The organism is Pseudomonas sp. SD17-1 (genome assembly GCF_029201585.1).
Lineage (GTDB): Bacteria > Pseudomonadota > Gammaproteobacteria > Pseudomonadales > Pseudomonadaceae > Aquipseudomonas > Aquipseudomonas palmensis.
This window is the reverse complement of the sequence record NZ_CP104044.1, coordinates 4,500,566-4,526,000: the sequence shown is the minus strand read 5'-3', so window position 1 is coordinate 4,526,000 and position 25,435 is coordinate 4,500,566. Positions and strand designations below refer to the sequence as shown.

General features: G+C 65.2%; 18 protein-coding genes. 8 read left to right on the top strand and 10 right to left on the bottom strand.

Annotation, left to right across the window (positions count from 1 at the left end; genetic code table 11):
- Positions 1–14: 14 nt before the first annotated feature.
- Both N0B28_RS20565 and N0B28_RS20560 read left to right on the top strand, forming a co-directional pair.
- Positions 15–3,167, top strand: a complete 3,153-nt coding sequence (locus tag N0B28_RS20565) for a CusA/CzcA family heavy metal efflux RND transporter (protein ID WP_100633589.1) — start codon at positions 15–17, stop codon at positions 3,165–3,167.
- A 70-nt stretch (positions 3,168–3,237) separates the two neighbouring features.
- Positions 3,238–3,432: a co-regulatory protein PtrA N-terminal domain-containing protein gene (locus N0B28_RS20560; RefSeq protein WP_275728413.1), complete on the top strand. Its 195-nt coding sequence runs from the start codon at positions 3,238–3,240 to the stop codon at positions 3,430–3,432.
- Positions 3,433–3,503: 71 nt separating this feature from the next.
- On the opposite strand, the gene cmoB is transcribed toward N0B28_RS20560, so the two are convergent.
- Positions 3,504–4,460 carry a tRNA 5-methoxyuridine(34)/uridine 5-oxyacetic acid(34) synthase CmoB gene (cmoB, locus tag N0B28_RS20555; RefSeq protein WP_275728411.1) on the bottom strand — a complete coding sequence of 319 codons (957 nt, stop codon included), beginning with the start codon at positions 4,458–4,460 and terminating at the stop codon, positions 3,504–3,506.
- The gene (cmoA, locus tag N0B28_RS20550) at positions 4,457–5,236 is read right to left on the bottom strand and encodes a carboxy-S-adenosyl-L-methionine synthase CmoA (protein ID WP_173925038.1); all 780 of its coding nucleotides are present in this window, start codon (positions 5,234–5,236) and stop codon (positions 4,457–4,459) included. Before cmoA ends, cmoB begins: the two co-directional genes overlap by 4 nt.
- A 162-nt stretch (positions 5,237–5,398) precedes the next feature.
- On the opposite strand from cmoA, the gene N0B28_RS20545 reads away from it, so the two are divergent.
- From N0B28_RS20545 to N0B28_RS20535, 3 genes are all read left to right on the top strand, one after another.
- Complete coding sequence (locus N0B28_RS20545) at positions 5,399–6,574, top strand: alpha-xenorhabdolysin family binary toxin subunit A (RefSeq protein ID WP_054914767.1); 1,176 nt, start codon at positions 5,399–5,401, stop codon at positions 6,572–6,574.
- A 10-nt stretch (positions 6,575–6,584) separates the two neighbouring features.
- Positions 6,585–7,589, top strand: a complete 1,005-nt coding sequence (locus tag N0B28_RS20540) for an alpha-xenorhabdolysin family binary toxin subunit B (RefSeq protein ID WP_104572015.1) — start codon at positions 6,585–6,587, stop codon at positions 7,587–7,589.
- 79 nt (positions 7,590–7,668) lie between these two features.
- Positions 7,669–8,583: a hypothetical protein gene (locus N0B28_RS20535; protein ID WP_275728407.1), complete on the top strand. Its 915-nt coding sequence runs from the start codon at positions 7,669–7,671 to the stop codon at positions 8,581–8,583.
- A gap of 18 nt (positions 8,584–8,601) precedes the next feature.
- On the opposite strand, the gene N0B28_RS20530 is transcribed toward N0B28_RS20535, so the two are convergent.
- From N0B28_RS20530 to N0B28_RS20510, 5 genes are all read right to left on the bottom strand, one after another.
- The gene (locus tag N0B28_RS20530; protein WP_275728404.1) at positions 8,602–9,000 is read right to left on the bottom strand and encodes a protease inhibitor I42 family protein; all 399 of its coding nucleotides are present in this window, start codon (positions 8,998–9,000) and stop codon (positions 8,602–8,604) included.
- Positions 9,001–9,135: 135 nt separating this feature from the next.
- A complete protein-coding gene (lon, locus tag N0B28_RS20525; protein ID WP_043862009.1) occupies positions 9,136–11,556 on the bottom strand; it encodes an endopeptidase La in 2,421 nt (806 codons plus the stop codon).
- A 197-nt stretch (positions 11,557–11,753) separates the two neighbouring features.
- Positions 11,754–14,162, bottom strand: a complete 2,409-nt coding sequence (locus N0B28_RS20520) for a glucose/quinate/shikimate family membrane-bound PQQ-dependent dehydrogenase (protein WP_043862008.1) — start codon at positions 14,160–14,162, stop codon at positions 11,754–11,756.
- Positions 14,163–14,208: 46 nt separating this feature from the next.
- Positions 14,209–15,561, bottom strand: coding sequence for a carbohydrate porin (locus N0B28_RS20515; protein WP_275728400.1), 1,353 nt, complete (start codon positions 15,559–15,561; stop codon positions 14,209–14,211).
- A 200-nt stretch (positions 15,562–15,761) separates the two neighbouring features.
- Positions 15,762–17,810, bottom strand: coding sequence for a TonB-dependent receptor (locus N0B28_RS20510; protein WP_058540956.1), 2,049 nt, complete (start codon positions 17,808–17,810; stop codon positions 15,762–15,764).
- Between the two features lie 198 nt (positions 17,811–18,008).
- Here N0B28_RS20510 and N0B28_RS20505 point away from each other — a divergent pair, with 198 nt between their 5' ends.
- Positions 18,009–18,230: a VF530 family protein gene (locus N0B28_RS20505; RefSeq protein WP_043862005.1), complete on the top strand. Its 222-nt coding sequence runs from the start codon at positions 18,009–18,011 to the stop codon at positions 18,228–18,230.
- Positions 18,231–18,234: 4 nt separating this feature from the next.
- Positions 18,235–18,894, top strand: coding sequence for a Pr6Pr family membrane protein (locus N0B28_RS20500; RefSeq protein WP_058540957.1), 660 nt, complete (start codon positions 18,235–18,237; stop codon positions 18,892–18,894).
- A 10-nt stretch (positions 18,895–18,904) separates the two neighbouring features.
- Here N0B28_RS20500 and N0B28_RS20495 read toward each other — a convergent pair whose 3' ends face one another.
- The 3 genes from N0B28_RS20495 to N0B28_RS20485 all read right to left on the bottom strand — a co-directional run bounded on the left by N0B28_RS20495 (position 18,905) and on the right by N0B28_RS20485 (position 23,551).
- The gene (locus N0B28_RS20495; protein WP_078480591.1) at positions 18,905–19,669 is read right to left on the bottom strand and encodes a siderophore-interacting protein; all 765 of its coding nucleotides are present in this window, start codon (positions 19,667–19,669) and stop codon (positions 18,905–18,907) included.
- Positions 19,666–20,238 (bottom strand): PadR family transcriptional regulator, encoded by a 573-nt coding sequence (locus N0B28_RS20490; protein WP_054914759.1) that lies wholly within the window; start codon positions 20,236–20,238, stop codon positions 19,666–19,668. Before N0B28_RS20490 ends, N0B28_RS20495 begins: the two co-directional genes overlap by 4 nt.
- 166 nt (positions 20,239–20,404) lie before the next feature.
- Entirely contained in the window at positions 20,405–23,551 is a 3,147-nt protein-coding gene (locus N0B28_RS20485; protein WP_275728395.1) for a transglycosylase domain-containing protein, read from the bottom strand.
- A 439-nt stretch (positions 23,552–23,990) separates the two neighbouring features.
- Here N0B28_RS20485 and N0B28_RS20480 point away from each other — a divergent pair, with 439 nt between their 5' ends.
- Positions 23,991–25,415 carry an amino acid permease gene (locus N0B28_RS20480; protein ID WP_043862000.1) on the top strand — a complete coding sequence of 475 codons (1,425 nt, stop codon included), beginning with the start codon at positions 23,991–23,993 and terminating at the stop codon, positions 25,413–25,415.
- Positions 25,416–25,435: the final 20 nt, after the last annotated feature.

Here is a 25,435-nt window from a genome sequence, read left to right as displayed (position 1 = left end):
CACGAGTACTCCTCATGTTCGAACGGATCATTCAATTTGCCATCGAGCAGCGCCTGATCGTGATGCTCGCGGTGCTGCTGATGGCCGGGCTGGGGCTGGCCAGCTACCAGAAGCTGCCGATCGATGCGGTGCCCGACATCACCAACGTGCAGGTGCAGATCAACACCTCGGCGGCGGGCTTTTCACCGCTGGAAACCGAGCAGCGCATCACTTTCGCCATCGAGACCGCCATGGCCGGCCTGCCGGGCCTGGAGCAGACCCGTTCGCTGTCGCGCTCGGGGCTGTCGCAGGTGACGGTGATCTTCGACGAGGGCACCGACCTGTTCTTCGCCCGGCAACTGGTCAACGAGCGCCTGCAACAGGCGCGCGGGCAGTTGCCCGACGGCGTCGAGGCGGCCATGGGGCCGATCTCCACCGGCCTGGGCGAGATCTTCCTGTGGACCGTGGAAGCCGCGCCGGATGCGCGCAAGGCCGACGGCAGCGATTACACGCCCACCGACCTGCGCGAGATCCAGGACTGGATCATCAAGCCGCAGTTGCGCAACGTGCGCGGCGTGGCCGAGATCAACAGCATCGGCGGCTACGCCAAGGAGTACCAGATTGCCCCCGACCTCAGGCGCCTGGCCGCCTACAAGCTGACCCTGGGCGACCTGCTGACGGCCCTGGAGCGCAACAACGCCAACGTCGGTGCCGGCTACATCGAGCGCCGTGGCGAGCAACTGCTGATTCGTGCGCCGGGGCAACTGGCAGGCATCGACGACATTGCCAACATCGTGCTGGCCACTGTCGACGGCACCTCGATTCGCGTACGCGATGTCGCCCAGGTGGGCATCGGCCGCGAACTGCGCAGCGGCGCGGCTACCGAAAATGGCCGTGAGGTGGTGCTGGGCACCGTGTTCATGCTGGTCGGCGAGAACAGCCGCACCGTGTCGCGGGCAGTGGCCGACAAGCTGGCGCAGATCAACCGCACGCTGCCGGCAGGTGTCAGCGCGGTCACGGTGTACGACCGCACCGACCTGGTCGACAAGGCCATCGCCACGGTGAAGAAGAACCTGGTGGAAGGTGCGATCCTGGTGATCGCGGTGCTGTTCCTGTTTCTGGGCAACATCCGCGCCGCGCTGATCACCGCCATGGTGATTCCGCTGTCGATGCTGTTCACCTTCACCGGCATGTTCGGCAACAAGGTCAGTGCCAACCTGATGAGCCTGGGTGCGCTGGACTTCGGCATCATCGTCGATGGCGCGGTGGTGATCGTGGAGAACGCGATCCGCCGCCTGGCCCACGCCCAGCAGCACCATGGCCGCCTGCTGACCCGCTCCGAGCGCCTGCACGAAGTGTTCAATGCCGCCCGCGAGGCGCGCCGCCCGCTGATCTTCGGCCAGTTGATCATCATGGTGGTGTACCTGCCGATCTTTGCCCTGAGCGGGGTGGAGGGCAAGATGTTCCACCCCATGGCCTTCACCGTGGTGATCGCCCTGCTGGGAGCGATGCTGCTCTCGGTGACCTTCGTGCCGGCGGCCATCGCGCTGTTCGTCACCGGCAAGGTCAAGGAAGAGGAAAACCTGCTGATGCGCAGCGCCAAGGCCGGCTATGCGCCGCTATTGCGCTGGGTGATGGGGCACCGTGGGCTGGCGTTTTCCCTGGCCGGGGCGTCGGTGCTGCTGTGCGCGGTGCTGGCCGGGCGCATGGGCAGCGAGTTCGTGCCCAGCCTCAGCGAAGGCGATTTCGCCCTGCAGGCGCTGCGGGTGCCGGGCACCAGCCTGAGCCAGTCGGTGCAATTGCAGCAGCGCCTGGAGGAGAGTGTGGTCAGCCAGGTGCCGGAGGTGCAGCGCGTATTTGCGCGCACCGGCACCGCCGAGATCGCCGCCGACCCGATGCCGCCGAACATCTCCGACAGTTACGTGATGCTCAAGCCGCAGGCGCAGTGGCCCGACCCCGGCAAGTCGCGCGAGCAACTGATCGCCGATATCCAGCGCGCGGCGGCGCGGGTGCCGGGTAGCAACTACGAGCTGTCGCAGCCGATTCAACTGCGCTTCAACGAGCTGATTTCCGGGGTGCGCAGCGATGTGGCGGTCAAGGTCTTCGGCGACGACATGACGGTGCTCAACCGCACGGCAGCACAGATTGCCGCAACCTTGCAGGCGGTGCCGGGGGCATCGGAGGTCAAGGTCGAGCAGACCTCGGGCCTGCCGGTGCTGACCATCGAGGTCGACCGCGACAAGGCTGCACGCTACGGGCTCAACGTCGGCGATGTGCAGGACACCATCGCCGTGGCCGTGGGCGGCCGCCAGGCCGGCACGCTGTACGAGGGCGACCGGCGTTTCGACATGGTGGTGCGCCTCTCGGACGACGTGCGTACCGATATCGAAGGCTTGTCGCAGCTGCTGATTCCGGTACCGGCTAGTGCGGGCAGCGACGGCGGTATCGGCTTCATCAGCCTGGCCGAGGTGGCCAGCCTGGCGCTGGTGCAGGGGCCCAACCAGGTGAGCCGCGAAGACGGCAAGCGCCTGGTGGTGGTCAGCGCCAACGTGCGTGGCCGCGACATTGGTTCGTTCGTGGCCGAGGCCGGCGAGCGCATCGATACGCAGGTGGAAGTGCCGCCTGGCTACTGGACGCGTTGGGGCGGTCAGTTCGAGCAGCTGCAATCGGCGGCCAAGCGCCTGCAGGTGGTGGTGCCGGTGGCATTGCTGCTGGTGTTCGGGTTGCTGTTCATGATGTTCAACAGCGTCAGGGACGGCCTGCTGGTGTTCACCGGCATCCCGTTCGCGCTGACCGGCGGGGTGGTGGCGCTGTGGCTGCGCGACATTCCATTGTCGATTTCGGCGGGGGTGGGCTTCATCGCCCTGTCGGGGGTGGCGGTGCTCAACGGGCTGGTGATGATCGCCTTCATCCGCAGCTTGCGCGAGCAGGGTCGGCCGCTGCGCGTGGCCATCGACGAAGGTGCGCTGACGCGTCTGCGGCCGGTGCTGATGACCGCGTTGGTGGCGTCGCTGGGGTTCATTCCGATGGCCCTGGCCACTGGCACCGGTGCCGAGGTGCAGCGCCCACTGGCCACCGTGGTGATCGGCGGCATCCTCTCGTCCACCGCGTTGACCCTGCTGGTGCTGCCGGCGCTGTACCACTGGGCGCACCGCAAGGAGGAGGAGCACAATCTTGCAGCACTGTAATGTGCGGCTCACCTTGGCGTTAGCTTGGGCTGCTTATGATCGGTTCGAATCCAATCATGAGGGAAGGTCGATGAACCTGAGCAAGTACGCACTGATCGCCGCGTTGCTGCTGGGCAGCAGCGCGGCAATGGCCGAAGGCGGCGCCGAGCGCACCAAGGCGTTCTGGGCCGAGTTTCGCAAGAGCCAGGAGCGGGTGCATGGGGAGGGCAGGAAGGAGGTAGCGCAGGATAAGGAGCAGGTACAGCAGCAGGTGGTGAAGGACTGACGCACGCCGCGTTCGCAAGGGCCTCTGCGCCGGCAAGGCCGGCTCCTGCAGGCGAAGAGGCCCCCTTCTGATTACTTGCGCGCCACCAGCACCGCCCGCCTGGGTGCCGGCAGGCCTTCGACGGTTCGGGTCGGGTCGGTAGGGTCGAGGAAGTCGCTCAGCGACTGGTAGCGCATCCAGTCGGTGCTGCGTTGTTCCTCGACGCTGGTCACGCTCACATCCACGCAGCGCACATCGCTGAAGCCGGCGCGACGCAACCAGCGCTCCAGTGCCGGCACCGAGGGCAGAAACCATACATTGCGCATCTGCGCATAGCGGTCTTCAGGCACCAGCACCTGATGCTCGTCACCCTCGACCACCAGGGTTTCCAACACCAGTTCGCCCCCCTTGACCAGGCAGTCCTTGAGCGCCAGCAAATGCTCGATCGGCGAGCGGCGGTGGTAGAACACCCCCATCGAGAACACCGTGTCGAAACCTTCCAGGTTGGCCGGCAGGTCTTCCAGGGCGAACGGCAAGTGCCAGGCGGGAAGGTCCGGCAGGTAACGCTGCACGGCCTGGAACTGGCAGAAGAACAACCAGTTGGGGTCCACGCCGATCACGCTGTCGGCGCCGGCGCCGAGCATGCGCCATTGGTAGTAGCCGTTGCCACAACCCACATCCAGCACGCGTTTGCCGCGCAGGTCCAGGTGCGGCGCGACCCGTGACCACTTCCAGTCCGAACGCCATTCGGTGTCCACGTGCACGCCGAACAGGTCGAACGGGCCCTTGCGCCAGGGCGACAGGCCCATCAGCGCGGTGCGCACCTGTGCGCGGGTGGCGTCGTCGCAGTCGCTGTCCAGGCGCAGGCCGTGCAGCAGGTCGACCTGGCTGGGCTTCAGGGCCGGCAGCGCATCCAGTGCGCTTTGCCAGCGCTCCAGGTCGCCATGGCCCTTTTCCAGCTTGGCATCGAGTTGCGCTTGCAGGCCTTGGGCCCAGTGCGCCAATGGGGTGCCCGCCATGCGGCGGACCAGGGGAGTCAGATCGATCATGGCAGGGCAATCAGCGAGGCGAAGTTCAGGCACTGGAACCACGGCACCACCTGCGAGAAACCGGCTGCCAGCAGGCGCTGACGGTGTTCCTCGAGGCTGTCGGGTTTCATCACGTTTTCGATGGCACTGCGCTTCTGGGCAATTTCCAGTTCGCTGTAGCCGTTGGCGCGTTTGAAGGCCACGTGCAGATCGGTGAGCAGGGCCTGTTGCTGCGGGTCGGCAAAGCGCAGCTTCTCCGACAGGATCAGTGCGCCGCCAGGCACCAGGCACTGGCGAATGCGGCCAAGCAGGGCCAGGCGTGCCTGCGGCTCGATGAACTGCAGGGTGAAGTTCAGCGCCACCACCGACGCCGGCTGCAGGTCCAGCGCGGTGATGTCGGCCTCGATCACCTGCACCGGCAGCAACTCCTGGTGCATCGCGTCCTGGTGGCTGAGGTATTCGCGGCAGCGCTCGACCATGGCCGGGGAGTTGTCTACTGCCAGCACCTTGCAGCCCTCGCTGCGTACATGTCGGCGCATCGCCTGGGTCACCGCACCGAGCGAGCTGCCCAGGTCGTACAGCAGGGTATCGGGCTGGGCGAACTGGGCAGCCAGCACGCCGATGTTCTCGACGATCGTCGGGTAGCCGGGCACCGAGCGCTTGATCATGTCGGGGAAAACCCGCACGACATCTTCGTTGAAGGTGAAATCGGGGACCTGCGCCAGCGGGGTGGCGAACAGGCGATCGGGCTCTTTGCTCACGGGCAATCCAGGCGTTCGGCGGTAAAGGGCCGGCATTTTAGCCAATGTTGCAACAGGATGCATGGCCGACTGACCGGCGCGGCTGGCCGCTGCATTCCAATGCCGGCTTCGAGGAAAGCCTGCCGGCTATTTGTCTTGCCGGCGGGTCCTTAGAGTGAAGTGGCTTGACCCTATTGGCTCACTCACAAGGAATGTGAAATGAAACTCGAACCTGGCGCGCGCTCGTACGATACCGGTGAACTGGAAAAGGAAGCGGCCCTGCTGCCCAGAAACCTGATCGAAGGCATGAACCAGCGTGATGGCGAAAACGAGGGAGGGCTGACGCTTTCCCGCGAACATATCGTCACGCTCAATCAGTATGTGAAGTATGTCACCGGCCTGCCGACCGAAACCGCGTCGCTGGTGCCCTGGCTTGGCTACACCGACATCAAGGAGCCGGTACTGTCGGTCAGTGCCATGCGCACGACCTTTCTCAACCTGCACAAGCATGCCCGCGCCTGGGGCACGCTGTCCGACGAGTGCAAGAAGCTGTCCGCCGAGCTGGGGGTGTGTGCCCGTGGCATCAACACCACCGGCGAGGGGGTGATGCAGGAATGCGAGAAGACCAAGGCCCTTGGCGGGCGGCGTGATACGTGGGAGTCCGTGCAGTTCGCAGCGCCGGTTGCGTTGAGCTTCGGCGACCGGGAGATCGTCTCGTCGCTGGTGGACTACATGGAGGTGCTCAAGGATGAAGTCGAGCATTTTCACGCGCGCGTAAGCAGCGTGCGCAGCCACACCGAAACCTTTCGCGACACCGCGCGTTTCGAGCTGATGAACGAGGTCGCCCTCAAGACCGACGCCATCGAGCGTCACCAGGCCAGCGGTGCCACCCAGGCCCTGCGCGATGAGCTGGCGGCGCTGGACAAGGAAATCGACAACCTCAACAAGCAGTACGACGAATACGTCAAGGCGGCCCTGTCCGGGCTGGCGGCCGGCCCGCTGGGGGCGGTCATCTCAGGCTCGATCTACGGCTCCAAGGCCGAAAAGGTGCGCAAGACCCGCAACCGGGTGCAGAAGGAACGCAAGGCTGTGGGGGCACGCCTGACGGCGGCGGTCAACCTGGAGGGACGCCTGCAGGTACTCACGACCCATATGGATGAACTGGCCACCCGCCTGCAGGAGGTGGTGACCGCTTCCTCGCACCTGCAGACGGCCTGGCAGACCATCGGCACCTACATCGAAGCGTCCATCGAAAAGCTCGAAAAGATGAACGACAGCCGGCAGCTGGGCATTTTCATCATCCATTTCAGAAACTTTCTCTCGCAGTGGGCGTTTATCGAAGCCTGCTCCATCACCATGAGCCGGGTCTTCGACGACACGCTGTGGGCCCAATAAGGATCTACCCATGAGCAACATTCTTCAATTTCCGCTGGGCTGGGATGATCCGCAGTTCGACAGGGTCCTGCGTGCCGGTGCCGCCTACCTGAAGGCCGCCCAGGACAGCCGCTATGCCTTCCTGCCCCTGTTGCACGAGCGTGTGGAGCGCAATGCACGCTGTCTTGACGACAACCTCCAGCAACTGATGCGCCATGCCGATCGCATCATCGTCGCGATCAAGAGCAATGACCTGGGCGGCCTCGAAAAGGACATCGACCCGAACGATGATCCCGAGGACATTGCGCAGTATCTGGAGGTGGCACAGGACGCCATCGGCGAGATTGCCGTCAAGCTCAACGATCAGTTGGGGCAGTTGCGCACGGCCACGGCTCAGATCACGGCCATCCCGGTCTATGACTCCAGTGCCGACAAGGCTCGCTATCAGGGCGAGCTCGACAGGCTGGCGGCCAATCGCAAGGCCTGCGAAGACGAACTGGCCGTGCGGCGCGAGGCCCTGGCCAGTCTTGACGAGGCGATCAAGGTACTTGAGGCGGCCAAGGTGGAATCCACCTTCGGCGGCCTGTTGCCGACCACCGAGCAGCTCAAGGCGGCGGCGGATGTCATCGCCACGGGCGGACTGTCGGTCGAGGCAGTGCAAGGCGCGTTGAAGAAAATTGGCGAAATCATCGGTGCGGCAATGGAAGGCATGCGCTATGCAACGATGCTCGAGCAGCGCCGAGGGATGCAGAAGCAGCACGATGAACTGCAACTGCAACTGACCGCGATGGCACGGGACAAGACGCGCCTCCAGGCCCAGTGCCAGCACCTTGAGGCTTATGCCGAGCTGGTCACGTCACGCGAGCAATGGCTGGCCGGCATCAGGCGCATCGCCGTGCAACTGAAACCGGTGTGGGATCGGCTCATCGCCTGCAGCATCGACGATGTGCAGGCGTTGAGAGCGGTCAGCGAGCTGGTCGAGGCGTTGAAAGCCTACAAGAAAAAGATCAAGGCCGAGTATGTTGCCGGCCTTTGAGTGAAGGGCGCAAGGCGCTGCAGGCTGTGCTGGCCAGCAGCGCCTTGCGGCTTCTGGATTGCTCTGGTGATGACCCACAATGAACAACATTATTCAAAGACTGAGGCATCCACTGCCTCAGGATGAGCTGGATACCCAGATAGCCCTGATTCCGCTGCAATTGGTGCAGGATCTGGAGGAGGAGGGGCGAATCGACCTGACGTTCACCCGCGAACACGTTGCCGTGCTGGATGCCTACATGGACCATGTGATGGCGATACCGACCCGGCGGGAGGCCTTTCTGCAGTGGTTGGGATACTACCGTCACCCGGACCCCGAGCTCGACTTCTACCCGATGCAGGTGTTGTTCCATCGCATCAACCTCCACGCCGACTCATGGGGGCGGTTGAAGCAGAAAAGCATTCAGTTGCCCATCGCGCTGATCAACTGCGCCAGCTCCATCAGCCTGTCAGGCGAGCGTGCGCTGCTGGCCTGTGAACGTACCAAGGCGTTGGGCGGGCGCAGGGAGGCTTGGCAAGGCGTGCAGTTCGAGGTGCCCGTGCAACTGGATGCACCAGACCGAACCCTTGTGCAGGAGATGGCACGGTGGGTGGCCAACCTCAAGAACTCGGCGGGCGTCTTCCAGTTCCAGGTCGGTGAAGTACGCAAGGAGACCGACAGGTTTCGTGATGACGCCCGGTTCGAATTGAGGCCGGCACTGGGGCGCAAGATCGAGCGCCTGGTGGCATCCGGCACAAAGGAAGGGAACCTGGGGCTACTGGCGCAGCGCATGCGAAATCTGGTGGTACGCCTGGAAGACGTCACCACTGCTGCGTCGCACCTGCAGACCGCCTGGCAGTTCATCGAGACCTATCTGGACGCCTCGATCGGCAAGTTGCACAGCATGCAGGACAGTCAGCAACTGGCCAGATTCGTCATTCACTTCAAGAATTTCCTGGCGCAGTGGTCATTCATCGAAGAGTGCGCCAGGCGTCTTCAGAAACGCCTCGAGTAAATGCTCCGCGGCGCAGCCTCAGCGTACCTGGATGTCGCAGTCGAAGCTCATCGCCGGCTTGACCTCCGGTGCCCAGGGTTGCTGATACACCAGCAGCAGGTGGCCGCTGCCGCTGGCGCTGGCCTTGAAGCGCCACAGCGATCGGCCGGCACTGCCCACCAGGCCGGTGTCTTCGGGGTTGCTGTAGACCTCGGGGCCCAGCGCCGCAAGTACGCTGTTGGCCGGATTCTGCAGCAGCCAGCGATAACCGGTACTGGGGTTGCTGGGCAACGCCAGGGTGATGGCCTGGCCGACATCGAGCGTGACCGGGCACTGGCTCTGTTTTTCCACCAGCAGCGGCTGTGGAGGTGTGGGCTGGCTGGCACAGCTGGCCAGGAGTATCAGGCTCGAACTCAGTAACACACGGGATGCGGTCATCATGACTCCTGGCTCGGGGAGGGTCCGGGCAGCCGATAATAGGGAAAGTGTGCTGCCTTGGGAAGATTCTCACGCTTCGCTGCCGGGTGCCCGCGCGGGCTGCCTGCAGCCCGCGCTGTTTCTGTTACCGCTGTTTCAGAACAGCACCTTGGCCACGTCGCTGAAGCGCCTGGCGAAATGCACCTGCAGGCCGGCCTTCAGGTAGCCGGGCAGTTCCTCGAAGTCGCCGCGGTTGGCCTCCGGCAGGATCAGCTCGTGGATCTTCTGCCGGCGCGCCGCAATCACCTTCTCGCGTACCCCGCCAATCGGCAATACCTGCCCGGTCAGGGTCAGCTCGCCGGTCATGGCCACGCCTTTTTTCGGTGCCTGGTCGCGTGCCAGGGACAGCAGGGCGCTGGCCATGGTCACCCCGGCACTCGGGCCGTCCTTGGGCGTGGCCCCTTCGGGCACGTGCAGGTGAATGAACGACTCGTTGAAGTAGCCCACCTCACCACCGTACTGCTTGAGGTTGGCGCTGACGTAGCTGTAGGCGATCTCGGCGGATTCCTTCATCACCTCGCCCAGCTGGCCGGTGAGCTTGAAGCCACGGTTGAGGGTGTGGATGCGGGTCGCCTCGATCGGCAGCGTGGCGCCGCCCATGCTGGTCCAGGCCAGGCCGGTGATCACGCCCTTGCCCGACAGCACCTGCTCGCTGCGAAACACCGGCATGCCGAGTGAAGCTTCGAGGTCCTTGGGGCCGATCTTTATCACTGCATCGGGTGTGTCGATCAACTGCACCACGGCCTTGCGCACCAGCTTGCCCAGTTGTTTTTCCAGCTGGCGCACCCCGGCTTCACGGGCATAGCCTTCGATAACCGTGCGCAATGCGCTGTCGCTGATACCCAGGCTGGCCTTGGCCACGCCGGCCTTGGCCAGTTGCTTGGGCCACAGGTGACGCTTGGCGATGGCGACCTTTTCCTCGGTGATGTAACCGGACAGGCGGATCACCTCCATGCGGTCGAGCAGCGGCCCGGGGATGGCATCGAGGGTGTTGGCGGTGCACACGAACAGCACCTTGGACAGGTCCAGGCGCAGGTCCAGGTAATGGTCGAGGAAGTCGACGTTCTGTTCCGGGTCCAGGGTTTCGAGCAGGGCCGAGGCCGGGTCGCCCTGGTAGCTCTGGCCCATCTTGTCGATCTCGTCGAGCATGATCACCGGGTTCATCACCTCGACGTCCTTGAGCGCCTGCACCAGCTTGCCCGGCTGGGCACCGATGTAGGTGCGCCGGTGGCCCTTGATCTCGGCCTCATCGCGCATGCCGCCGACGCTGAAGCGGTAGAATGGCCGCCCCAGGGACTCGGCGATGGACTTGCCGATGCTGGTCTTGCCCACGCCCGGCGGGCCCACCAGCAGCACGATCGAACCGCTGATCTCGCCCTTGTAGGCGCCCACGGCAAGGAACTCGATGATGCGATCCTTGATGTCATCCAGGCCGGCGTGGTGCTGGTCGAGCACCTTGCGTGCATGCCTGAGGTCGAGCTTGTCCTTGCCGTACACGCCCCAGGGCAGGGCGGTGGCCCATTCCAGGTAGTTGCGGGTGACGGCGTACTCGGGCGAGCCGGTCTCCAGGATCGACAGCTTGCCCATTTCTTCGTCGATGCGCTTTTGCGCCGCAGCGGGCAGGGTCTTGCCTGCCAGGCGCTGCTGGAACTGCTCCAGGTCGGCGCTGCGGTCGTCCTTGGTCAGGCCCAGCTCCTGCTGGATGACCTTGAGCTGTTCCTTGAGGAAGAACTCGCGCTGGTGCTCGCCGATCTGGCGGTTCACCTCGGCAGAGATCTCGTTCTGCAGGCGTGCCACCTCGACTTCCTTGCGCAGCATCGGCAGCACCTTTTCCATGCGCTTGAGCATGGGCACGCAGTCGAGCACTTCCTGCAGCTGGTTGCCGGTGGCGGAGGTCAGGGCGGCGGCAAAGTCGGTGAGCGGCGAAGGGTCGTTGGGGCTGAAGCGGTTGAGGTAGTTCTTCAGCTCCTCGCTGTACAGCGGATTGAGCGGCAGCAGCTCCTTGATCGCGTTGATCAGGGCCATGCCGTAGGCCTTGACCTCGTCGGTCGGCTGGCTGGGCTGGTGCGGGTATTCGACTTCCACCAGGTAGGGCGGGCGGTGGTGCTTGAGCCAGGTGCGGATCCGCACGCGGGTCAGGCCCTGGGCGACGAACTGCAGCTTGCCGTTCTCTCGGCTGGCGTGGTGCACCTTGACCAGGGTGCCGTACAGCGGCAGGGCCGAGGTATCGAAGTGGCGATGGTCTTCGGGCGGGGTGTCCATGAAGAACAGCGCCAGGTTGTGATGCGGGGTCTTGGCCACCAGGTCCAGGGTCTCGGCCCAGGGTTCTTCGTTGACGATCACCGGCAGTACCTGCGCGGGGAAGAACGGGCGGTTGTGGATCGGGATCACGTAGACCTTGTCCGGCAGTTGCTGGCCGGGGATGGCGAGGGTGCGACCGGTGTGGTCGGAGGCGTCGAGATGCTCGACTTCAGCGTCTTGGTCGGGATGTTCGGGGAGATCCTGCTGGTCGCTCATGGGGCACCTGCGTGAATGACTATGGTGCTTAGATGGGGCGGGAGGGGGGAGGTTTCAATGGGCGGACAGGTATGTGCAGTACCGGGCGGCCCCTTCAGCGACAAGGCCGGCGCCTGCCGGGCCATGCTGTCACATGGTCCTGCAGGCGCCGGCCTTGCCGGCGAAGGGCTGCACGGCAGCCCAGGTTCAGCGGTCGATCACTGCGCCAGTTTGTAGGCGATCACGTAATCGCCCATCTTGGTGCCCAGCGAACCGTGCCCGCCAGCCATCACCAGCACGTACTGCTGGCCATCCTTGCCGGTGTAGGTCATCGGCGTGGCCTGGCCGCCAGCCGGCAGGCGCGATTTCCACAGCTCCTTGCCGGTGTTCACGTCATACGCACGCAGGTACTGGTCCAGGGTGCCGCTCAAAAAGCCCAGGCCGCCGGCCGTCACCATCGAGCCGCCCATGCTCGGTACACCCACCGGCAGGCCGATCGGAATCGGCGAGCTGTCGCGGCTGGTGCCGTTCTTGTGCTTCCACACCACCTTGTTGGTGGTCAGGTCGATACCGGCCACATAGCCCCAGGCCGGGGCCTGGCACGGTACGCCCAGGGGCGACATGAACGGGTGCATGATCACCGCGTAAGGTGCGCCGGTGTTGGGCTGCACGCCGCTGGTCTCGCTTTCGCGCTTGCTGCCCTCGGCCACTTCGGCACGCGGCACCATCTTCGACACGAAGGCCATGTAGTTGGGGCTGGTGAACAGCAGCTGACGCACGGGGTCGACCGACACGCCGCCCCAGTTGAACACGCCCACGTTGCCCGGGTAGATCAGGCTGCCCTGCTCCGACGGCGGGGTGTACTGGCCCTCGTAGCGCAGTTCGCGGAACTGGATACGGCACAGCATCTGATCGAACGGGCTGGCGCCCCACATGGCCGCCTCGGTCAGGTCCGGGCCCAGCAGGTTCAGGTCCGAGCGGGCCTGGGTCGGTGCGGTGTGGTCGCCCTTGACCGCGCCCTGGGGCGCCGGGATCTCGCGGATCGGCACGATGGCGCTGCCGTCACGACGGTCGAGCACGTACAGGCTGCCCTGCTTGGTCGGGGCGATCAGCGCAGGTTTGACGCCGTCGGCGGTCTTCAGGTCGAGCAGGGTCGGCTGGCTGCCGACGTCCATGTCCCACAGGTCGTGGTGGGTGAACTGGTAGTTCCAGCGTACCTTGCCGGTGGCCAGGTCCAGGGCGACGATGCCGGCACTGAACTTCTCGGCACCTGGGGTGCGGTCGGCGCCCCACTGGTCAGGGGTCTGGTTGCCCAGTGGCAGGTACACCATGCCCAGCTTCTCGTCGACGCTGGCCAGCGACCACATGTTGGCCGAGTTGCGGCTGTAGGTCTTGCCCGGTGCCAGCGGCGCGGTCTCGTCCGGGTTGTCGCTGTCCCAGTTCCAGACCAGACGACCGTCATGCACGTCGTAGGCACGGATCACGCCCGAGGGCTCGTTGGTGGACTCGTTGTCGGTGACGTGGCCACCGATGATCACCAGCTCGCGAGTGATCGCAGCAGGCGAGGTGGAGTAGTAGCCACCGGCGGTGAACGGGCCGATGCCCTGGGTCAGGTCGACCACGCCCTGGTTGCCGAAGCCTTCGCAGACCTTGCCGGTGTCGGCGTTGATCGCGATCAGGCGCGCATCGGCGGTGGGCAGGTACAGGCGACGCGGGCAGCTGCGCACCACGGCCTGGCCGGCTTCGGAGATTTTCGGCGCAGGGGCGCCGTCCATGTTCACGTAGTTGTTTTCGTCGTAGTACGACACGCCACGGCAGGTCATGTGGGCAAAGCCCTTGAAGCCCACCGGGCTCTTGATCTGCGGATCGAAGCGCCAGATCTCGGCACCGGTATCCGGGTCCAGGGCCAGCACCTTGCTGTGCGCGGTGCAGGCATACAGCTTGCCATTGACCTTGAGCGGGGTGTTCTCGTTGGTCAGCTCGACCGGGTCATCGCTGGTCGGCAGGTCGCCGGTGCGAATGCGCCAGGCCTCTTCGAGCTTGTGCACGTTGTTCGGGGTGATCTGGCGCAGCGGCGAGTAGCGGTCACCGAATTCGGTGCGCCCGTAGGCCTGCCAGTCGCCATCGGGCATGGCCGGCGCGGTGCTGCTCAGCTCGGTGCTGTCGCGGCCCAGCTCGCCCTTGATTTCACCCGGGAAGGTGAACTGGCTCGCCACTGCGGTGGCGCCCGACAGCACCACCGCCAGGCTCAGCAGCCCGGTGTTGAGCTTGCCGGGCTGGCCCAGCAGCGGGCGGCGTGCCCACGGCAGCAGCAACACCACGCCCAGGGCGAACCACAGCGACAGGCGCGGTACCAGTTGCCACCAGTCCAGGCCGACCTCCCACAATGCCCACAGGGTGCTACCCAGCAGCACCAGGCCGTACAGGCCCAGCGCGGTGCGGCGCAGTGCCAGCAGCAGCACGCCCGACAGGGCAAAGCCGATACCGGCGATCAGGTAATACAGCGAGCCGCCGAGCTGGCTCAGCTTGATACCGCCGGCCAGCAGCGCCAGCCCCATCAGCAACAGCAGCACGCCGAGCAGTCTCGGCAGCCAGCGGGTTCTACTCAAGGCACCATCAGTGCTCATCGTGTGTTCTCCATCAAGGTGAAAAGGTTCGAGCCGCAGGGCCCGTTCAGAAGCTGCTCTGGATCTTGAGGCCGCCGATCAGCGCGTCGTCCACGTGCCCGACCCCGCCCGGGTGGCGGATGTACTGCAGGTTCGGGCGCACGGTCAGCCACTGGGCCAGGTGGATGCCGTAATACAGCTCGGCGCTGTACTCGGTGTCCTGGACGGGCAGGAAGGCGGGGTTGTCGTAGTCGAAGAGGGCATTGGCGCGGTTGCGGGCCTCGGCGTTCCTGCGATAGGCCGGGTTGACGTGCACGCGAGCGAGGGCGAAGCCGATGTCGTCCTTGGCGCGGGCATCGAACAGCCCTTTGTAAACCACACCTGCCTGAACATAGTTGTCGATGGCATTGGTCTTCTTGTCGTGCAGCGTGGCATTGGCAAAAACGCTCAGGCCACGTGAGTGATCGCTGGCCAACGACGTCACCTGCTGCTGTGCCCCCAGCCAGAACCCGTGCTTGCTCGAGCTGCTGCGATAGTCCTGGCCACTGAGGGCTGCCGGTTGGCCGTTGCCGTCCTTGTAAACATCTTGTGCCTTGGGACTACTGTAGTAGTAACCGGCGCGATATTCCCCTTTGAGGCCGTCGATGGCCGGCGTCCACACCAGTTCCACCGGCAGTACTGCGCCCTGGGTGCCGCTGCCGCTGAGCTTGAAGCCGTTCTGGCGCTCGAGGTTGGAGGGGTTCTGTTCGTAGGCACCGACCTGGGCGTAGAGTTCCGGCGTAAGGTGGTACTTGACGCGCAGGGCCCACTGGCTCACCGGCCAGTTGTACCAGATGCTGCCGGCCCAGTTGCCCACCTGCGAGCCGCAGAAGGCCAGGTTCTGGAAGTCGCAGGGGAAGCTGTTGAAGTCCTCGCCCTGGCCGAAGCGCCCGACCTTCACGTCGAGGTCGCCGTCCAGGTACGTCTGCTTGAACCACATCTGGGTCAGCCGCCAGGTCTGGCCACGGCCCCAGACTTCCTGGGCCGAGGTGAAGCCGCCCACCCGCGGATCGTTGATGCGATCGTTGCTGATGTTGTTGCCGTGGCGCTCGGTCACGGTCAACTGGAATTCGGCGCCCTGCCAGCCGAGGATCTTCTGCAGGTCCAGGTGGCTGCCCAGGCTGAACTGGTCGCTGTAGCGGGCGGTGTTGCTGTGGTCGTGGCCACCGTGCAGGTTGCTGCCCATCTCCCCGGTGTAGCCCAGGGTGAAGTCGTAGCCGCGCTCGGCCAGCGCCGAGCGTGTGCCGCCCCAGTCGCCGAGCATCCAGGGCGAGTCGCCGTCCAAGAGGGGGGCGGCCTGCAGGCTGCAGGCCAGGGTGCTGGCGGCCAGGCCTGCCAGCAAGGTCGCGGCGGCGGGGGGCAGATGATGGAACTGATGCATGAGATAGCGCTGTCTTTTGATTGTTGGAAGAACGGCAAATTGCCCGAGATGCAGGCATCGTCGAGGGCAAGGCAGTATCAGGAATAGGTGAAGCGGTTCAGCTTGAGGCGGGGAGGATATAGGCGAACGTGCCGGAAAAAAAGCCGGATCAGCAAGAGTGACCGTTGCCGGATGGGTAACAATCCGGCAACGGTGTGGGTTCAGAAGGTGGTTCGCAGGCCTACCTGGACGCTGCGACCCGGCGCTGGGGCGATGTCGCGCAGGATCGAACTGGCATAGCGTACGGTCTGGTCGGTGAGGTTTTCGCCGCGCACGAAGGCCAGCCATTCACTCTGGCCGATCTCGAAGCGATAGCCCACGCTGGCCCCCAGGGTGGTGTAGCCGTCGGTGCTGGTTTCATTGGCCGGCTTGCGATGCTGGCTGCTGGCATGCTGCACGTCGACCCGTGCCTGCCAGCGTTCAAGGTTCCAGGTCAGGCCGCTGTTCAGGCGCAGCGGGGCAATGCGTGGCAGGTCTTCGCCGGTATCCAGGTTCTTGGCGCGGGTGTAGTCGCCAGACAGTTCCAGGGCGAAGCTGCCGTAGGCGTTTTCCAGCAGTTGCCAGCGGTCCTGGGCTTCGATGCCGTAGAAGCGGGCGCGCACGCCGTGATAGAGGTATTCGGGCACGTCGCCATGCTCGTGATCATGGTCGTGATCGTGATCGTCATCCCCGTGATCGTGATCATGCCCTTCGCGCAGGTTGCCGCTGGCCAGCAGGCCGATGTAGTTGCGGAAGTGGCTGTAGAACACGCCCACGCTGCCCTTGTGCGTGCCGTTGTCGAAACGCAGGGCCAGGTCGCTGGAGATCGCCTTCTCCTTCGAAAGCCCCGGGTCGCCCACCTCGTAGGTGCCGGTGGCGACGTGAGCGCCATTGGCATACAGCTCGTAGAAGGTCGGTGCACGTTCGGTGTAGCCAAGGCTGGCGGCCAGCGACCACACCGGGGTCAACTGGTACACCGCACCCGAGGACAGGCTGGCGGCGGTGAAGCTGCTGGCGCTGTCGGCCTGGGCGAAACGTTCGCTGCCCTGGCTGTCGGGGTCGACCCGGGTGTGCTCCAGGCGTGCGCCCAGGCTCAGGTCGAGGCGGTCGGTGGCCTTCCACTGTTCGAGCACGAACAGCGCCAGGCTGTCGGTATCGGTCTGCGGCACGAAGGCTTCTTCGCCCAACGCCGAGAACTCGTTGCGGGTGACCTGGGCGCCGATCACGCCTTCCACCGGCCCCAGCGGCTGGTGCCGAGCCTCGACGCGGGCCTCGTAGCCCTTGTTCTTGAAGGTGGTATGCACCTCGCCGCCTTCCAGCTCCTGATGCTTGTAGTCGGTGTAGCCGGCGTCGAACTTGAGCGAGCTGAACGGGCCGTCGAGGTCGCGCAGTTCGGAGGCAAAGGCGTAGTGGTCCTGTTCCATGGCCAGACGCACGCCGGGCTCGGCCACCGAACCGTAGTTGGCATCGTAGCGGCTGTAGGACAGGCCCGCGTAACCGTGTTCCCAGTTGTACGAACCGCCGACGGCACCACCGTCCTGGCGCCCGTCGCTGTTTTCCAGGCGATGCTTGCCGCCGGGTTCGTCGGCATCGCGCACCTTCGAACTGCGGGCGTAGCCGGGGATGCGCAAGTCGTTGAACTGGCGGCTGTTGGCGTCCAGGTGCAGGGCGAAGCGGCCATCGCCGGCTTCCAGCTTGCCCGCACTGCTGCGGGTGGTGTCGGCGCCCCCGTAGCGCAGCTCGCCGGCACCATGAATGCCTTGCACCGGCGCGTCGGGGATGCGGTTGTCGAAGGTGTTGACCACCCCGCCGATGGCATTGCCACCGTAGAGCAGGGCGGCCGGGCCGCGCACGATCTCGACGCGCTCGACGTTCACCGGGTCCAGTGGCACGGCGTGGTCGTACGACAGCGAAGAGGCATCCAGTGCACCCACGCCGTTGCGCAGGATACGGATCCGGTCGCCGTCCAGGCCGCGGATCACCGGGCGGCTGGCGCCCGGGCCGAACCAGGTGGAGGCGACGCCGGGCTGGGTGTTCAGGGTTTCGCCCAGGCTGCCCTTTTGCTGCAGGGTCAATGTGTCGCCTTCGAGCACGCTGCTGGGGGCTGCCAGCGGGGTGCCCAACGGGTTGGCGGTGATGACCTGGGGTTGCAGTTCAACCGCGTGGCTGGGCAGCGAGGCCAGCCACAGTGCGGCGGCAAGGGGGGAGAGGTGGAGCGGCAGGTGACGCATGGTGGGGTCCTTTGGCAGTTATCGTTTTGGTTACAATATAACATTACCGTAAAACAATAAATGCCAAGGTGCTGTCCAGAGCCTTCGTGGTCACTAGAATCACCTCAGGTGCCCTTGATCGAGAAAGGCCGCACCAGGTGCTGACGCGCCGCCGCACCTGGGCTAAGGTGCGCACCTTCGTTTGGCTGGAGCACAGGCATGACTGCCGCTGACAACAACCCGCTGCATGGCGTGACACTGGAACAGATCCTCACCGCGCTGGTGGCGCACTACCAATGGGAAGGGCTGGCGCAGCGCATCGATATCCGCTGCTTCAAGAGTGACCCGAGCATCAAGTCGAGCCTGACCTTCCTGCGCAAGACGCCCTGGGCGCGGGAGAAGGTCGAGCGCCTGTACCTGAAGCTGCAACGCGGTCGCTGAGCCGATGCCGGTGGCTGACCGTCGCATGGGCATCGGCCTGCTGGCGGGCCTTGGCTGGGCGGCGTTGACCATCCAGCTGTATCTGGTGCTGCTGGCGCGCTGGCAGGATCAGGCCAGCCTGCTGGGCGGGCTGGTGAATCTGTTCGGTTATTTCACGGTGTTGAGCAATACCCTGGTGGCCACGGTGCTGACCCAGGCGGCCTTTGGCCGTGAATCGGCGGCGCGGCGCTGGTGGCTGTCGCCCTGGGTGAGTTCCGGGGTGGCGGTGAGCATCGTGTTCGTGGCGCTGGCCTACAGCCTGTTGCTGCGTCACCTGTGGCAACCGCAGGGCTGGCAATGGCTGGCCGATGAGCTGCTGCACGACGTGATGCCGGCGGCCTATGCGCTGTACTGGTGGTGGTGCGTGCCCAAGGGGCAGTTGCGTTTCACGCACCTGCTGGGCTGGCTGGTATACCCGCTGGGGTACTTTGGGTATGTGCTGGCGCGCGGTCACGGTATCGGTTTCTATCCGTACCCGTTCGTCGATGTGGCGAGCCTGGGCTATGCGCAGGTGCTGCTCAATGCGCTGGCCATGCTGGGGGGCTTCATTCTGGTCGGCGTGCTGCTGATCGTCCTCGACCGCTGGCAGGGCAGGCGCCTGGCACGGGCCCAGGCGCAACCCTGAAGGTCGACGCTTATTCCTCGTCGTTGGGGTCCAGTCGCCAGTAGGCGGCCGCCTTGAGGTACGCCTCGTTCACGCCTTTCTCTTCCAGCAGCAGGCTCTTGGCCTTGCGCGTCAGCGCCTTTTCCAGGGCAACCCAGGCGTACAGCGTGCCCGACGGCAGGCTCAGGTCGCGCAACACCTGCAGCACGTCCTGCTGGTGGCGCCGTACCCAGATCACCTCGACCTGCGCCGCGCTGGGCAGCGGCTGGCGTTCCTGGTCGTCCTCGATTTCGATCACCGCCAGCACCTGGCGTCCGGCTGGCAACTCTTCGAGCCGGCGGCCGATGGCCGGGATGGCGGTTTCATCGCCCACCAGCAGGTAGCTGTCGAAGATGTCCGGCACCACCAGCGAGGCGCGTGGCCCGGCGATATGCAGGTAATGGCCGGGTTCGGCCTGGGCCGCCCAGGTGGAGGCGGGGCCATCGCCGTGCAGCACGAAGTCCAGGTCCAGCTCGCCGGCGGCCAGGTCGATGCGCCGCGGGGTGTACTCGCGCATGGTCGGTCGCACGTCGGTGGCGCCGGGGTTGTCCAGGGCCACCTGTTCTTCGGGGGAGCAGGCGAACATGAGTTTGACGTGGTCGTCGCTGCCGACGCTGAGAAAGCCCTGCAGCTCGGCGCCGCCGAGGGTGATGCGGCGCATGCGCGGGGTCAGCTCGGTCACGCGCAGTACCTCGAGGCGGCGGCGCTTGATCTCGTGGTTGACGCGATGGATCGAAAGGTTGGGGCTGTCCGTCATTCGGAAGTCTCCTGGGTGGGGGTTGCCGGGCCGGCAACGATGGCTTTTGCGGTGTCGTTGAGCAGGGTGCGTACCCGCTCGATCTCTGCGGGGTTCCAGCGCCCGGCGTGGATCTGCAAGGCATGGCGCAGGTTGTGTACGGCTTCGTGGATTTCCGGCGGACGGTCGTGCACGCGCATCGAGCGCTTGCTCACCTCGATGCGCGTGCGCACGCCGTCCAGGGCGATGGCCTGGTCGACCAGCGACTGGCGCCCGGCGTCGGTGACGCTGTAGAGCTTCTTGCTGCCGTGGACTTCGCCGCTGATCAGCTCGCTCTCTTCGAGAAAGGTCAGGGTCGGGTAGATCACGCCGGGGCTGGGGCTGTAGCCGCCGTCGAACTCGGCCTCGATCTGGCGGATCAGGTCGTAGCCGTGGCCGGGCTTTTCCGAAAGCATTGCCAGCAGCAGCAACTTGAGATCGCCGGGGGCGAACACGCGGGGGCCACGGTCGCCGCGTTCACGGCCGTGCCGGCGCTCGAAGCCGTCATGGCGCTCGCCGCTGTCGCGGTGGGGTGGGTGATGGTCACGCATGGACTGTCTCCTGTCTGCGTTGCGATGTATCTAAAGATATTACTCAAGATATATCTTAACGCAAGACGTGGAGATGATTATTTTTCGCATTTGGCGCTGATCTGTTTCGCCGGCAAGGCCGGATCCTGCACGCAAGCGTGTGGTCGCTGCAGGCGGGCGAATGGCGTCAGGGCTTCGAAAGGTCTTGCGTTGCCACCAGCGGCGGCGTGCACAACGTGTTGCCCCCCGGTTGCAGGTATGGCAGCAATATCGGCGCCATGCCCTTGAGCACCTGCACCGGCAACGCCGAGGTGAACTTGAATGCCTCGGCCGCGCGCCCCGGCACGAACGCCGTCAAGGTGCCGAAATGGTTGTCGCCCAGAAAGAACACGAACGTCGCGGTGCGGTTCAACGAACGCGAACCGATCAGCCGCCCGCCAGCACCGAAGCTCTCGATGCGGTTGTCCCCGGTGCCGGTCTTGCCGCCCATGGTCAGCAGGGTGCCATCGGGCAGCTTGAAGCTCCCCGACACCCGTCGTGCCGTACCGGCGTCCACCACCTGCGACATGGCCCCGCGCAGGGCCCGCGCCACTTCCACCGACAGCACCCGCTGGCCCCGGTCCGGGTCACCGGCCAGGCGCAGTTCATAGGGCGTGTCGGCGGCGAAGTGCAGGGTGTCGATACGCAGCACCGGCAGGCGCACGCCGTCGTTCTGGATGATGCCCACCAGCTCGGCCAGCGCCGCCGGGCGGTCGCCCGAGCTGCCAATGGCGGTGGCCAGCGATGGCACCAGGTGATCGAACGGGTAGCCCACGCGCTTCCAGCGCTGGTGAATGTCGAGGAACGCCTCGATCTCGACCATGGTACGGATACGGCTGTCACGGGCGCCCTTGTGCCGGCTCTTGAACAGCCAGCTGTAGACTTCCTGGCGTTCGAAATGGCTGGCCAGCACCGCGTCCTGAAAGCTTGCGGTGGGGTTCTTCAGCAGGTAGCCCAGCAGCCACAGGTCCAGCGGGTGCACCCGGGCGATGTAGCCCTGGTCGGGCAGGTCGTAGGTGCCCGGGCCGTAGGCGGCATACAGGCCTTCCAGACGCTGGTCGGTCAGTTGGTCCTTTTTCAGCGGTGGCCGCTTGGCCGTCCCTGGCTCGGCCTTCATGTGCGCGCGCACGAAGGCGTTGAAGGTGGCCTGGTCGGCCTCGGGGAACAGGTAGCGGTGCACGGCGGCCAGGCGGATCGGCGTGACCCGCAGGCTGTCGAGAAAGGTGTCCAGGCGTTCCTGGGAGGTCTTGCGCTGGTACTTCTTCCAGAACCGGCGCATGAAGTCGGTGCCCTCGCGGTCGGCGAAGCGGGCAAGGTATTCCTGGCGCCGCGGCTCGGCATCGTCCTTGAGCAACTTGCCGCTGTTGCCCGGTGCCGAATAGGTGCTGTAGCGCACCAGGTCGCGCATCAGGCGAATGAAGGGCAGGTTGATCGACTCGCGCAGGGCATCCTTGAGGGTCGGCATGCGGCCGTTGTCCTCGCGGCGAAAGTTGTTGAACACATGCATGCCGCCGCCGGTGAAAAAGGCTTCGCCGGGGCTGGCCGAATACTTGCGCTCCAGCGCCGCGTCGAGCATCGCGGTGATGTTGCGGTCCTTGTTGCGGGCCAGGTAATCCAGGGCCCAGCGGCTGATGAAGTCGGTGTCGGCCACCTCCACCTTGCTCAACTGGGCCGGGGTCATGTCGACGTACTTGTCGTGCAGCTCGGCGATGATTTCCAGGTACTGGGTCAGCACCCGCAACTTGGCGGTGGAGCCCAGCTCAAGCTTGCTGCCCTCGTTGATGTCGAACGGCTGGTCGGTGCTGTCGGTCTGTACCCGTACCCGCGAGCCGTCGGCGGTGCGTTCCAGCAGGGTGAAGCTGTAGCGCACCTGGGTGGTGCTGGTGGGGGTCAGCAGGCGTTCGCCAATCAGCCCCATCTGCGCCGCAAAGGCCGGGTCGGCGAGGCTCTTGAGGTACTCGCTGACCTGCCCCTGCAGGTCGGCCTGCAGCGTGCTGGTGGCCGACAGGTCGAGGCGGTCCAGGTCGTACAGCGGGCGCCCCAGCGCCGACGACAAGCGGCTGCGGGCCACGCTGATGCCCTTGTTGGTGACGATGGGCACGATGGTCGGCTGCGCCACCCAGTCGCGAAACACCACCTTGCTTGCCAGCGCGGCATCGGCCAGCGGGCGGTCGATGATGTTGTTGGCGGCCAGCAGGCGCACGTGGCTGTCGGTGAGGGTGGCCAGTTCGTTGCGACCCTTGGACAGAAAGTGCGACGGGCGACGCTGGGCGATCATCAGCGACAGCACCTGGCGCAGTGCCAGGCCACGCGCGGCCAGGCTGGCCGGGTCGCTGTCGGTACTGGCCAGGGTCTTGTTGACCTCGGCAAAGTCGGCGCCGTACCACACCCGCAGGCCCTCGGCCATGCCGTGCACTTCGCCGTGGCCGGGCACCGCCGACAGCGGCACGCTGTTGAGGTAGTCGCGCACGATGCGCTGGCGTGCGCCCAGGGTCTGCGGCCCGTCCTGGTAGGCGCGCACGCTGGCCGAAATCATCTGGCGCAGTTTCTCGCTGCCCGACACCGTGAGGCCATCGGGGGAGTGGCGGTATTTTTCCAGCTGCGTGGCCAGCGTGCTGCCGCCGGCCGACTGGCCGGGCAGGGCCAGGTGCTTGGCGACCTGACTGTAGGCGGCCATGGCGAAGCGCGGCCAGTCCACCGCCGGGTTGCTGCGCGGATCGGCGGGGTCGAGCAGGTCGCGGTTCTCGATGAACAGCAGGCTGTGCACGATCACCGGCGGGATCGAGGCGAAATCCGGGTAAAGGTGCTGCGGGTAATGGAACTGGTACAGCGCGTCGCCCTTGCAGTCGGTGATCGACAGGCCGGCCTGGATCTTCTCGGCATAGGGCACGAAGAACCCGTGCTGCACATAGTTCATCAGCGCCGGCGAAAAACGCGCCTGCTCGACGATCACGTAATCGCGCTTGAACAGCCGCGGCAGAAACTCGCCCAGCGCGCTGTAGCCCAGGCGTTTGTCGAACGGGCCTTCGCCCGGGTAGATGACGGCATCGCTGGGGCCCTTGTGCATCGAATAGCTCAGGGTGGCGGCGAACTGGCTGAACTCGCGCGCCTGCAGGCGCGAGGTGTGCATTTCACGGGCGATCGCCAGGCCCAGCAGTACCAGGGCCCCCAGCACCAGCAGGCCGAACAGCCACCAGCCATAGCGCCGGCGGGGACGTTTGGGCAATGCGGGAGTATCCGGTTGTTCTGCGGCAGCCTGCGTCTTGTCTGGTTCCGTTTGCCACTGTGCGCCCATAGTGTTCAGCCCGGCTGCGTATGTTCGTCTCGCTTGCCTGAAGCTTAGACGCTGGTCGCAATTGATGAAAAATTTGTGGGTTGCCAGCGGCAGGTTCGCCAATCACGGCGCGAACATGCGCCTTTGGTGCAAGGTTGTGTTGCCCCGTTTTGGTGCTATGTTAGCCGCCCGGTTGACACCCGCACGGCCAAGCGCGGGTAATGCCACTCCGAATAAGCGGTAATTGCCGAGAGTTCTCGCCAAATATCGGGGTTTATATAGTGAAAAGCCCTGTAGCGGCCTTCCTATACTGCTCGCCCCTTTCGCTCGGCCGGTGCTCCGCGCACCGGTCGACGTGCTTGCCCACAAGGTGAGCCCGGCGCGGCGAAACAGCAGCCTATCGGCGCTGTACAGCCTGCACGAAGGGTTATATCCAATAACAAAATGAGGTTGTATTCCTATGCCAGTCGGCAACCACCCTTCTCATGGTGAGACCGCCCAGGGCGGCCCACTCAAGCGGGAACTCGGCGAACGTCACATTCGCCTGATGGCGCTGGGCGCCTGTATCGGTGTCGGGCTGTTCCTCGGTTCGGCCAAGGCCATCGAAATGGCCGGGCCGGCGATCATGCTGTCCTACATCATCGGCGGCCTGGCGATCCTGGTGATCATGCGCGCGCTGGGCGAGATGGCCGTGCACAACCCGGTGGCCGGGTCCTTCAGCCGCTACGCACAAGACTACCTGGGCCCGCTGGCGGGCTTTCTGACCGGCTGGAACTACTGGTTCCTGTGGCTGGTGACCTGTGTCGCCGAGATCACCGCGGTGGCCATCTACATGGGCATCTGGTTTCCGGACGTACCGCGCTGGATCTGGGCCCTGGCGGCGCTGGGCAGCATGGGCGCGATCAACCTGGTGGCGGTGAAGGCCTTCGGCGAGTTCGAGTTCTGGTTCGCCCTGATCAAGATCGTGACCATCATCGCCATGGTGCTGGGCGGCATCGGCGTGATCGCCTTCGGCTTCGGCAACGACGGTGTGGCGCTGGGCATCTCCAACCTGTGGAGTCACGGCGGCTTCATGCCCAACGGCGTGACCGGCGTGCTGATGTCGCTGCAGATGGTGATGTTCGCCTACCTGGGCGTGGAGATGATCGGCCTTACCGCCGGTGAAGCGCGCAACCCGCAAAAGACCATCCCGCAGGCCATCGGCTCGGTGTTCTGGCGCATCCTGCTGTTCTACGTCGGCGCGCTGTTCGTGATCCTGTCGCTGTACCCGTGGAACGAGATCGGCAGCCAGGGCAGCCCGTTCGTGATGACCTTCGAGCGCCTGGGCATCAAGACCGCAGCCGGCATCATCAACTTCGTGGTGATCACCGCGGCGCTGTCGTCGTGCAACGGCGGTATCTTCAGTACCGGGCGCATGCTCTACAGCCTGGCGCAGAACGGCCAGGCGCCGGCCAGCTTTGCGCGCACCTCGCGCAACGGCGTGCCGCGCAATGCACTGCTGCTGTCGATCGGCGCGCTGCTGTTGGGCGTGCTGGCCAACTACCTGGTACCTGAAAAGGTCTTCGTGTGGGTGACCTCGATCGCCACCTTCGGCGCGATCTGGACCTGGGTGATGATCCTGCTGGCGCAACTGCGCTTTCGCGCCGGGCTGAGCCAGGCCGAACGGGCCGCGCTCAAGTACCGCATGTGGCTGTGGCCGCTGAGTTCCTACCTGGCCCTGGCGTTCCTGATCCTAGTGGTCGGCCTGATGGCCTACTTCGAGGAAACCCGCGTGGCGCTGTTCATCGGCCCGGCGTTCCTGGTAATGCTGACGGTGCTGTACCACGTGTTCAAGCTGGCGCCCAAGGGCGACAGTGAAGCAGTGGCGGCATCCAGCGCATCCTGATGTACATAACCCCGGCCCAG